The sequence below is a fragment of the Aliikangiella maris genome (assembly GCF_040719265.1).
Taxonomy (GTDB): domain Bacteria; phylum Pseudomonadota; class Gammaproteobacteria; order Enterobacterales; family Kangiellaceae; genus Aliikangiella; species Aliikangiella maris.
In genome coordinates, this window is the sequence record NZ_JBFDAH010000026.1 from 64,023 (window position 1) to 74,003 (window position 9,981).

Annotated in this window: 13 protein-coding genes; all 13 read left to right on the top strand. The window is 39.3% G+C overall.

Annotation, left to right across the window (positions count from 1 at the left end):
- The first annotated feature begins 7 nt into the window (after window positions 1–7).
- The 13 genes from gspF to ABVT42_RS18515 all read left to right on the top strand — a co-directional run bounded on the left by gspF (window position 8) and on the right by ABVT42_RS18515 (window position 9,857).
- Window positions 8–1,228, top strand: a complete 1,221-nt coding sequence (gspF, locus tag ABVT42_RS18455) for a type II secretion system inner membrane protein GspF (protein WP_353897314.1) — start codon at window positions 8–10, stop codon at window positions 1,226–1,228.
- A gap of 149 nt (window positions 1,229–1,377) precedes the next feature.
- The gene (gspG, locus tag ABVT42_RS18460) at window positions 1,378–1,833 is read left to right on the top strand and encodes a type II secretion system major pseudopilin GspG (protein ID WP_353897313.1); all 456 of its coding nucleotides are present in this window, start codon (window positions 1,378–1,380) and stop codon (window positions 1,831–1,833) included.
- A gap of 46 nt (window positions 1,834–1,879) precedes the next feature.
- The gene (locus tag ABVT42_RS18465; RefSeq protein WP_353897312.1) at window positions 1,880–2,734 is read left to right on the top strand and encodes a pilus assembly FimT family protein; all 855 of its coding nucleotides are present in this window, start codon (window positions 1,880–1,882) and stop codon (window positions 2,732–2,734) included.
- Window positions 2,731–3,171, top strand: a complete 441-nt coding sequence (gspI, locus tag ABVT42_RS18470) for a type II secretion system minor pseudopilin GspI (RefSeq protein WP_353897311.1) — start codon at window positions 2,731–2,733, stop codon at window positions 3,169–3,171. Before ABVT42_RS18465 ends, gspI begins: the two co-directional genes overlap by 4 nt.
- Window positions 3,152–3,787 carry a type II secretion system minor pseudopilin GspJ gene (gene gspJ / locus ABVT42_RS18475; protein WP_353897310.1) on the top strand — a complete coding sequence of 212 codons (636 nt, stop codon included), beginning with the start codon at window positions 3,152–3,154 and terminating at the stop codon, window positions 3,785–3,787. The genes gspI and gspJ overlap by 20 nt, the downstream gene beginning before the upstream one ends.
- 8 nt (window positions 3,788–3,795) lie before the next feature.
- The gene (gene gspK, locus ABVT42_RS18480) at window positions 3,796–4,878 is read left to right on the top strand and encodes a type II secretion system minor pseudopilin GspK (protein ID WP_353897309.1); all 1,083 of its coding nucleotides are present in this window, start codon (window positions 3,796–3,798) and stop codon (window positions 4,876–4,878) included.
- Window positions 4,878–6,134, top strand: a complete 1,257-nt coding sequence (gene gspL / locus ABVT42_RS18485; RefSeq protein ID WP_353897308.1) for a type II secretion system protein GspL — start codon at window positions 4,878–4,880, stop codon at window positions 6,132–6,134. Before gspK ends, gspL begins: the two co-directional genes overlap by 1 nt.
- 3 nt (window positions 6,135–6,137) lie before the next feature.
- Window positions 6,138–6,617: a type II secretion system protein GspM gene (gene gspM, locus ABVT42_RS18490; protein ID WP_353897307.1), complete on the top strand. Its 480-nt coding sequence runs from the start codon at window positions 6,138–6,140 to the stop codon at window positions 6,615–6,617.
- 20 nt (window positions 6,618–6,637) lie between these two features.
- Window positions 6,638–7,396 (top strand): type II secretion system protein N, encoded by a 759-nt coding sequence (gene gspN / locus ABVT42_RS18495; RefSeq protein ID WP_353897306.1) that lies wholly within the window; start codon window positions 6,638–6,640, stop codon window positions 7,394–7,396.
- 47 nt (window positions 7,397–7,443) lie between these two features.
- On the top strand, window positions 7,444–8,154 hold the full coding sequence (gene yrfG / locus ABVT42_RS18500; protein ID WP_353897305.1) for a GMP/IMP nucleotidase: 711 nt from the start codon (window positions 7,444–7,446) through the stop codon (window positions 8,152–8,154).
- A complete protein-coding gene (gene nudE / locus ABVT42_RS18505; RefSeq protein ID WP_353897304.1) occupies window positions 8,111–8,665 on the top strand; it encodes an ADP compounds hydrolase NudE in 555 nt (184 codons plus the stop codon). The genes yrfG and nudE overlap by 44 nt, the downstream gene beginning before the upstream one ends.
- Window positions 8,662–9,495, top strand: coding sequence for a 3'(2'),5'-bisphosphate nucleotidase CysQ (cysQ, locus tag ABVT42_RS18510; protein WP_353897303.1), 834 nt, complete (start codon window positions 8,662–8,664; stop codon window positions 9,493–9,495). Before nudE ends, cysQ begins: the two co-directional genes overlap by 4 nt.
- 200 nt (window positions 9,496–9,695) lie before the next feature.
- Window positions 9,696–9,857, top strand: coding sequence for a DUF2141 domain-containing protein (locus ABVT42_RS18515; RefSeq protein ID WP_353897302.1), 162 nt, complete (start codon window positions 9,696–9,698; stop codon window positions 9,855–9,857).
- The last annotated feature ends 124 nt before the right edge of the window (window positions 9,858–9,981 follow it).

Consider the following 9,981-nt stretch of genomic DNA (forward strand, 5'->3'; position numbering starts at 1 on the left):
AAGTTGAATGGCTGCATTTGAATATGTTGCGCTCGATCAAGCGGGCAAACAGAAAAAAGGAATTATTGAAGGAGACACGCCGAGGCAGGTTCGTCAGACTTTGCGCGATAAACACTTGATTCCACTTGAAGTTGAAAGTGTTACCGGTACTCAAAAAAATAGAACTTCCAAAGGTAGTGGTTTTTTCAAGACAAAAATCAGCGCTGCCGATTTAGCATTGATTACCCGCCAAATAGCAACACTGGTGAAAGCTGCCATTCCGCTTGAAGAAGCGATCAAGGCAATCGCTGATCAAGCTGAAAAAGCCAAACAACGCAGCATGCTGATGGGAATTCGGGCTCGAGTTGTTGAAGGGCATACTTTGGCTGATGCACTAAGTGAATATCCTGGTGTATTCAATGATTTATATCGCTCGATGGTGGCAGCTGGCGAAAAGTCGGGCCATCTGGATTTGGTTCTGGAAAGACTGGCAGACTATACTGAGTCGCGTCAGGAAATTCAGTCAAAAATTTCTGGTGCACTTGTCTATCCGATTATTCTGACGGTTGTCAGTGTAGGGATTGTGTCTTTTCTATTAGGTTATGTTGTGCCTGAGATTACCGCCAGTTTTACCAAGTCAGGTCAAGAACTGCCCTGGATAACACAAGCCTTATTATCGATGAGTGAATTTGTGATTGATTGGGGATTATGGGTTGTACTGGGTGTCATTTTATTTATTGTTGGTTTTACTCGAATGTTAGTGCGCCCCGCATTCCGTCTGAGCTGGGATCGCTGGAAGTTAAAAGCCTGGGGATTGGGTAAAGTGATTCGTGGAATGAATTCCGCTCGTTTTGCGAGAACGCTGGCTATTTTAAATCAAAGTAGTGTACCGCTACTTGAGGGAATGCGTATTGCTGGTGATGTAATGACCAATGCTGAGCTTAAAAAGGCCGTCAGGGAAGCAACGGTTAAGGTCAGAGAAGGCGCTGGCTTAAAAGTGTCATTACAGCAGTGCGGTTATTTTCCACCAATGATGTTGCATATGATTGCCAGTGGTGAAAACTCCGGTGAACTGGAACAAATGCTGGATCGTGCCGCTGACAATCAAGAAAAACAGTTCGATAATCTGGTAAGTACCATGATGAATATGATTGGCCCAGTCATGATATTGTTGATGGGCTCTTTTGTCTTTGCCATTGTATTGGCAATTATGCTGCCAGTATTCTCTCTTAGTGATACCTTGGCATAAGCTGACAATTGAACAAAAAAGCATATACAGATTAGCTTGAATTTTAGAGATTAGACGACAAATCATCAGCCAAGAATAGACGATTTTGTTAACTGGTTTCGTTAGTAGTGAATAGTAATAGATTAAAACATTCTAAATTGAGGTTTGAAATGAAAAGACAATCGGGATTTTCTTTATTAGAAATACTTGTCGCAATGGCCATTATGGCAATTTTGGGCGGGATAATGGTCAATCAGTTTATGGGACAAACTGAAAAAGCCACATTTGAGCGCTTAAAAGGGGATTTGGCGGTGATTGATTCGGCGCTGATTCAATATCACTCTGATAATTTTTTACTACCAACAACAGAGCAGGGATTAGAAGCCTTAGTCAGTAAACCCAATGACAGTCCTGTACCTAAAAATTATCCGCGCAGAGGCTACTTAAAAGAATTAAACACCGATCCTTGGGGAAATCCTTACCAATACACCTATCCCGGTGAGTTTGGTGAATACGATGTTTATTCACTTGGTGCTGATGGTGAAGAAGGCGGCGACGGTATGGCTGCTGATATTGGAAACTGGAATATTGATGAAGTTATGCAGGCAATGAAAGATCAAAATTGATTTGATTATTCTATCTGCGATTTTATAAGCGAAGCATACAAATTTTATGGAAGCTACAGCCAGTTACAAAGTCCAATCAATCAACACCTTAAATAAAGGTTTTAGTTTGATTGAGATTTTGATCGCTATGGCGATTGCCGCCATGTTGGTTGGAATTGCTATTCCTTACCTGGGCGGCTCTAGTGAAAAATTTGCTAAAGATGAAATCAATCGCTTGCTCGTTGCAATTGAGATGGTACGTGATAAAGCGGTCATTGAGAATCGAGAATTTGGACTGAATATTGATGAAACCGGTTACCGGTTTCTGATTTTATCTGATCCTGATGAACAACAGTCAGCGCAAGGAAAGCGGGGCCGGAGCGGCAAAGATAAGGGAAAAGGTAATGATAGCAACTCTGCAAGCTCATCTTCAGAGAGTTCTACAGATAAAAGTTCTGGTCGAAAAAGTGGCGGCAAAAATCGTCAAAATAATGATGATGACACACCAAAATGGCGCATGATTGAAGATATTCCTGGCTTGGGGCGCTATGATTTTCCATCAGAAGTAGAAGTGAATGTTGCTATCGATGGTGAGCATTTATTTAAGCCAGACGAAGATGATGTGCAAATATTTGAAGAGGATGTCAATATCTTTGAAGATGAAGAAGACGAAGAAATTGAACCGCCTCAGATTTATTTTTTATCATCGGGTGAGCAAAACAAATTTACGCTCGCTGTGTCGGTCAGTGAAGAATTTCAAAGTGGACAAGAAGAAATTCGTTTTTACCGAATTCGTGGAACTTTAAACGGTAAACTGGTGATAGAAGGCCCATTACCAGGCAATATTTATCAAGATATTGAGCGAGACTATACTGACTATCTTGAAGAAGATAAAGAATACAGGGAAGAACTCGAAAGATGATGAATCGTTTGCAAAAAGCAGCGGTAAAGCCTCGTGCTCAACGTCTGAGGTTTTCTGGGAAAGGTTTCACCTTGCTTGAAGTCTTAATTGCAATGGTTATCTTTGGAACAACCGTTGCATTTTTAGTTAGAAATTTGACTGAACAACAGCGCGCGCATACTGATATTGGAGTACGAACTATTGCGCACTGGGTTGCATTAAATAAAATGGCCGAAGTACGTATGGCAGAGCAGTGGCCCGATATTGGCGTAACACGCGGTGATATGGAAATGCGTGACCATAAATGGTACTGGTTACAAACGGTAAGCAATACCAGTGAAAAGCAGTTACGTCAGGTGGAAATAGAGGTTCGCATGGAGCAGGATGATGAAAATCCATCCACCAGGTTTATCGGTTTTATTGCCAATAAGGTGCAAAATGAAAACTCGCGCCTATAAGCAATATGGTTTTACGCTGATAGAGATAATGGTAGCAATGGCTATACTGGCATTAGTTGGTGTTGGTGCCTTATCGTTATTAAATACAGCAACAACAAAAACTGATGCAATCAAGCGAGGCGGAGACAGACTAAACAACGTGATGCGGGCATTTTTATTTATATCAAATGATATGCGCCAGTTAACTGTCCGACAGGTGAGAGATGAGTATGGCGATAAATTGCCAAGTATGAAAAGTGATTTACAATCATCGACCCCCTACTTTCGACTGACTCGGTTAGGAAGACGTAATCCGGCGCAGTTGCCACGTTCTAACCTCGAGCACTTGGTATATAGCGTCGAAGACAAACAGCTTTATCGCACAACTTATGCTCATCCAGATGGTATGGCAGAAAATACCGGGATTAAACGTCCTATTCTAGATGATATTGAGGATATGAAGATCGCATTTTATGATGGCGATCAATGGTTTGACTATTGGCCGTTAACTGACGACCCAGAGCAGCAAGCCAGACAAATGTTACCTATTGCAGTAAAAGTAAAATTAGAGCTGACAGACTATGGCATTATAGAACGACTTTATTCTATTTCAGATAAAGTGATTGAAGATAAATAACAGTGATCATGAAACGATTCAACGAGTTACCACAAATAAGTTTTGCAAGAAAGCAGCGGGGAACAATTTTGATTACCGTTGTGTTAATTGCTGCAATGGTGATTGTGTTAGTCGTTGAGTCAGTCAAAACTGTACGCTATCAAAAGCAGCTGAGTAATAATCTGATTCATCGTGACCAGGCGTATTCCTACTTAATGGGGATGGAAGAGTTAGTAAAAATTAAAATGCGTGAATTATTTACCAAAAATGAAGAAGAAACTGTTCACTTAAATCAAGCCTGGGCACAAGACGAAATTATGTTTCCGATAGAAGGTGGAATGATGAGCGCCTCTATTAAAGATATGCAAAGTTGTTTTAATTTAAATTCAATTGCGGGTAAAGCTAAAAATAATCAAAATAACAACAACCCGCCAAATACTAAGCAGCCCAGTAAACCGACTACACCTTTTAATAGTGGTCAGCAGCTACCGCCTGGACAAGAAATTCTTGAAGATTTAATTGGTAAAATTATTGATAGTGGTGGCTCCGATGCAAAAGCGTTGGCCACAGTGGTTAGAGATTGGGTTGATGAAGACGTTGAACCATCGGGCGCCGATGGGGCTGAAGATGAATACTATCAGGGGCTCGAACCTGCCTATCGTACACCAAATAGCTTGTTAAGCCATGTTAGTGAATTAAGAGCCATGCGTGGTTTTAATACAAAAATATACAAAGCATTAAGACCTTTTGTTTGTGTGTTGCCAGACCCGGAGGTTAACACCATTAATGTAAATACTATTGATGAGGAATCACTGTTTTTACTTTATGCCATTTTAGGCGGTAAAGATGTTTCCATGGCCGATATTACCAAAGCAATTGCTAACCGTGGTGAAAAAGGTTTTGAAAAGATAGACGATTTTTTTAATGAGTTTGGTGCAGCAGGACAGCAAATCAAGCAAAAATATGCATCAAGAGTTGATGTGAAAAGTAGTTATTTTCAAATGACCGCAAAGGCAGAACTTGGTAATACGCGAGTTTCAATGAAGTCATTACTTAAAAAAGATAAAGAAAATAATTTTTTAGTCATTTCTCGATATTTTGGTAAAGAATAATGAGTAAACTAGTCATATTCTGGGGTGATAAATCGTCCGACCGCTTTTACTGGTGCGTTGATTCTGGCAACGCTGAAGAGGCCGTTAGTATTGCATCATCACAGATTGAAAGTCATGAAATTTTAAAAGCTGATTTAGCCTGCATGGCTGAGTTTGCCCGCAATAAAAAAGTCGAATTAGTTCTTTCGAGTAATGATATTCATTTTAATCAGGTTGAACTACCCAATAAAGCTCAGCGTCATTTGCGCAAAGCGATTCCATTTATTATTGAAGAGCATGTTGCCGATGCTGTTGATCATTTATTTTTTGCAATAGGGACAAGGGAGGCAAGTGGTAAAATTCCTGTTAGAGGCGTTCAGCTAACCTATTTAAATAACCTGATTGAAATTTTTGAAAAAGCCGAAGTTAAACTTGATGCTATTAAAGTCGATTTAGATTTGTTGAAAACACCAGAAGAAGGTTTGCTTGGTGTGTTAACGAACGATATGGTGTTGCTGAAATCTGACGATGGGCGGGCGTGGTCGTGTTATCAGCAAGACTTTTCTTGGATTGTGCAAAGAGTGATTGCCAGTGAACGTTCAGAAGAAGATTTGCCAATTGCAACGCCATTAAAAATCATTGGTGATAATGAATCTGTTTTGCAAAATTTTGAACAACAATTGCCTGTGGGTATGTTTGCTCCCGACATTCAGCAGGTTGATGCAGTTGAACAATATCTGACTGATAATTCCGTAGCAAAGCTTAACCTGTTGCAAGGTGAGTTTGAACCTGAGGCCGAATCTTCACCCTTTAAAAATATGTTATACAAGGTTGCCTCCATTGCTGCAATGGTATTAGTTGCTCACCTGGCTTATCAAGGTACTCAATGGTTTTGGTTATCGGCACAAAATGAAGCACTTAATAACGAGCGCTCAGTATTGTGGAAACAAGCATTTCCGGGAAGAAAAGAACCATCGAATCCCGACAAAACTCTAAGAACATTCTTGAAGACTGCCGGGAGTGGATCGGGTGATGCTTCCTTTTTAGCAATGCTCAACTCCACTGCTGAATTAATTACAGATTTAAATCAGATATATCCAACCAATATTAGCTACAACTCAGCGCGTAATGAATTGCGAATGGATTTGATCGCCAAGGATTTACCCGTATTAAATCAGTATAGAGATGCATTGAAAAATGCCGGTCATGAAGTGGAAATGTCTTCGGCTAATCAGCGTGGCGATGCTTATTCAAGTCGATTAATTGTGCGGAGGTAATATATGGAACAATTAAAGCAATGGTATAACGGACTTGATAGCAGCGAGCAAAGACTCGTCAATATAGCCAGTATTTTTGTGGTACTGTTCATTCTGTTTTTTGGCATTTTAAAACCAATAAGTGATTCTGTTGAAAGTATAGAAGGTCAAATTCAAAGTCGAGAAAGATCGGTGGCTTTATGGAAAAAATCAATGCCGCAAATTATTGCCAATCGTGGTGCAATGAGTAGCAGTAATTCGAATATACCGCTGACAAATCTGGTGACATCAACAACGCGTCAATATCAATTAAACGTTTCTCGCGTGAAGGAAAAGAGCCCGAATGAAATGCAGGTCTGGTTTGACAATGTATCTTTTAATGATTTTATTCGTTGGGTTGCAGAGCTTGAAAGTCGTCATAAAGTTTCAGTTGATTCAGTCAATATCAGAACGAAAGATCGTGACGGGCTGAGCAGCATTGATATTAAAATTCAACGCGGATAATGGCAGGTCATATAACACGAATGAAAAAGAAAATATTCATATTGACGATTATATTTTTATTTGCCGTCATTTATTTAACGCCCGCTAAACTGGTTGAAAATCTTATGCCTGCCAACCCAAAGGTTCAGGTGAGCGGTTTAAGTGGCAGTATATGGTCAGGTAATATTGCTAATATTAGCTGGAATCAATTGACGCTGTCTGATGTTGAATTTGCGCTAAGTCCTGTTAGTTTACTTATGGCAAAAATATCACTGGCTTTAAACTTTCCTGCAAATGGTGATTTGGCGGGGCAGGTAGAAGCAAATCTGCCGGATACCAGTGGCAAGTCGATAACTATTTCGAATGCCAATTTAACAATTGATAGCGCATTAATTCAACAATTGATTCCTATGCCAGGTGTTTTGGTTAATGGTAAAGTTCAAACCAAAAATTTAGATTTGGAAACTGCAAATAATAAACTGGTTTCAGCACAGGGTGATATTATTTGGCGTAATGCCAGTGTTGCTATTTCTGGTCAAGATTGGCAACTGGGTGAGTTTGTTGTAAAAGCAGAAACCCGTGATAAAACCAATATTATTGTATTTGAAATTGTCGATGCGAAGAAAAATAAGTTAGATCTGTTAGGAAAAGCAACCATTTCTCCTGATGGTATGATGGAGTTTGTTGGCAGTGTTGGCATTAATATTGATCAAAATATTTATAATGCGATTTCTATGTTTAGTAATGGAAAACCAATCGACGGCAGGTTACCAATAAAATACCGACAAAAAATTAACTAATCTGTTATTCTAACAAGTAACTGCACAGATATTCGAGGAATATCATTTTGTCGCTCACAATTAATTGGTCTGATATTGATACCGTTTTGCTGGATATGGACGGAACAATTTTAGATTTGGCATTTGATAATTTTTTCTGGCTTGATTATTTACCTCAAGTCTATGCTGAAAAAAATCAAATTTCACTTGAAGAAAGTAAGCGTTTTCTTGCAGATAGTTATGGCGCAATTGAAGGCAAACTCCAATGGTATTGTTTAGACTTTTGGAGTGAAAGGTTGAATCTTGATATTGTTGCATTAAAATATAAAGTGAAAGATAAAGTCGCGTTTCGTCCTGGGGCGGTTGCATTTTTAGAGTATCTTTGCTCACTACAAAAAAAAATTTATTTAGTGACAAATGCGCATCCTAAAAGTCTTGAAATTAAATTGTTGAATGCAAAATTTCATCAGTATTTTGATGATCTATGTAGTTCTCATGAATTAGGCTATCCCAAAGAAGAACAATTATTTTGGCAGTTGGTTCAAGATAAGTACCAATTTAATTCTGCACGCACATTGTTTGTTGATGATAGCGTCAGAATATTAAAATCAGCACAAGAGTTTGGCATTGGTAAAGTACTTGGAATTGCCCAACCCGACTCGCGGCGCGAAATTATCGAAACTTCGCCATTTGACGCCATTGTTGATTTTGAGCAACTGATAAAAACGGAAGATTATGGCAAAAAAACCTCAAATCATTCAACAGAAGCAAATCGCTAAAACCCGACTATTTTGTATTGAAGAGCTGGCTCTGAAATTTTCAAATGGTGAAGAACGGATATTTGAGCGAATGGTGTCAGGACGCAGTGGCGCAGTTATGATTATTGCGGTAACTGATAACAAAGAGTTTATTCTTATTCGCGAATACTCTGCGGGTACGCATGATTATCAGTTGGCTTTTCCTAAGGGGTTAATGGAAGAAGGTGAAACCATTGTGCAGGCAGCAAATCGTGAATTAATGGAAGAGGTCGGCTACGGAGCAAAGCAATTAACGCCATTAAAATCAATGAGTCTTGCCCCTGGATATTTTTCTCATCAAATGAATCTGATTTTAGCGCAAGACTTATATCCTGAAAAACTACCCGGTGACGAACCCGAACCTTTAGAACTTGTATTTTGGCCAATTGATGAGATTGACTCGTTATTACAACAAACTGATTTTACCGAAGCGCGTTCTATTGCCGGGCTATTATTAGCAAAACGATATTTAACACAGGAAGCAGCATTTTGACATTTGATACAGAATTACAACAGTCGATTTTAGCTGAAATTATTATTGCTGCAAAAAATGCGGGACAAGCAATATTAAGAATCTATAACAATGAAGAGCTTAATATCCAGACCAAAAGTGATGACTCACCACTGACACAGGCGGATTTAGCTGCTCACCGTACCATCATCAATCATTTAACCGAGAAGTATTCTGAGATTCCCTGTTTGTCGGAGGAAAGTCAAAATATTACTTTTATCGATCGCAAAGATTGGGAAAGTTGCTTTATCATCGACCCGCTCGATGGGACCAAAGAGTTTATTGCAAGAAATGATGATTTTACCGTAAATATTGCGTTAGTCCATCAAGGTAAACCAATAATCGGTGTGATTTATGTGCCGGTATTTGACACTCTTTATTATGCGGCGACAGAATTAGGTGCATTTAAACAACAAGCAAAAGAAGAGCCTGTTTCAATAGCTGTTAGGAGATTGCCGCAAAAAGATGGCCAAAATTATTTTACCGTTGTGGCCAGTCGACGTCACGGTGTTGAAAAGGTTGCATCATTGTGCCAAAACTTTGCGAACTTCGAATTAACCAGTCGAGGTAGTTCTTTAAAGATGTGTCTGGTGGCTGAAGGAAGTGCTGATTTATATCCTCGATTGGCGCCAACGTCTGAATGGGACACTGCTGCGGCACAGGTTATTGTTGAGCAGGCTGGTGGGCAATTGGTTACGCTGGATTATCAACCGCTTGTTTATAATCAAAAAGAGTCTTTATTAAATCCGCACTTTCTGGTTTTGGGCGATGCGCAGTTTGACTGGCAACAACATTTGGTTATTCCCAATTAAATTATTTGAGTAAGCCTTTTTCTTTAGCGAATTGAACAAAATGACGTGATACTGGAATGAGTTGTTTGTTTGATAGCTGTATGAAGTACCGCCGGCTTTTCTTGGTAGATTGCTCAATGGCTGTTTCTGCAATCCACTAGGACCGGTTTACTTGCATCCCAGGGTAATCTTGCTATTCATCAAATGCATCTTTAAATCGCATGAAAATCGTACCCGTAATACCATCTGATTTAACGGTGACTTTCTCCAATATTTCTGCCGGACGCTATGCTATATTGGTGTTTCATGATGAAAACAGTAATGGCAAGTTGGATCGAATGATGTTCCTGTTTATGGGGATATCAGCTGAAGGTTATTGTTAAACCAATGATGTGTTTACTTAGTCGTCCCTGAAAAACAGCTTAACACTCTGAAATTTAATAAAAAATCTCTAATTAATAACTCACTTTTCGACCAGAAATGTTAAAATACGCCATCACTTCCTGG

Bases quoted from the DNA above. Each gene is read 5' to 3' on its own strand.
- gspF (WP_353897314.1), top strand. From the start codon at position 8: ATGGCTGCATTTGAATATGTTGCGCTCGATCAAGCGGGCAAACAGAAA.
- gspG (WP_353897313.1), top strand. From the start codon at position 1,378: ATGAAAAGACAATCGGGATTTTCTTTATTAGAAATACTTGTCGCAATG.
- ABVT42_RS18465 (WP_353897312.1), top strand. From the start codon at position 1,880: ATGGAAGCTACAGCCAGTTACAAAGTCCAATCAATCAACACCTTAAAT.
- gspI (WP_353897311.1), top strand. From the start codon at position 2,731: ATGATGAATCGTTTGCAAAAAGCAGCGGTAAAGCCTCGTGCTCAACGT.
- gspJ (WP_353897310.1), top strand. From the start codon at position 3,152: ATGAAAACTCGCGCCTATAAGCAATATGGTTTTACGCTGATAGAGATA.
- gspK (WP_353897309.1), top strand. From the start codon at position 3,796: ATGAAACGATTCAACGAGTTACCACAAATAAGTTTTGCAAGAAAGCAG.
- gspL (WP_353897308.1), top strand. From the start codon at position 4,878: ATGAGTAAACTAGTCATATTCTGGGGTGATAAATCGTCCGACCGCTTT.
- gspM (WP_353897307.1), top strand. From the start codon at position 6,138: ATGGAACAATTAAAGCAATGGTATAACGGACTTGATAGCAGCGAGCAA.
- gspN (WP_353897306.1), top strand. From the start codon at position 6,638: ATGAAAAAGAAAATATTCATATTGACGATTATATTTTTATTTGCCGTC.
- nudE (WP_353897304.1), top strand. From the start codon at position 8,111: ATGGCAAAAAAACCTCAAATCATTCAACAGAAGCAAATCGCTAAAACC.
- ABVT42_RS18515 (WP_353897302.1), top strand. From the start codon at position 9,696: ATGAAAATCGTACCCGTAATACCATCTGATTTAACGGTGACTTTCTCC.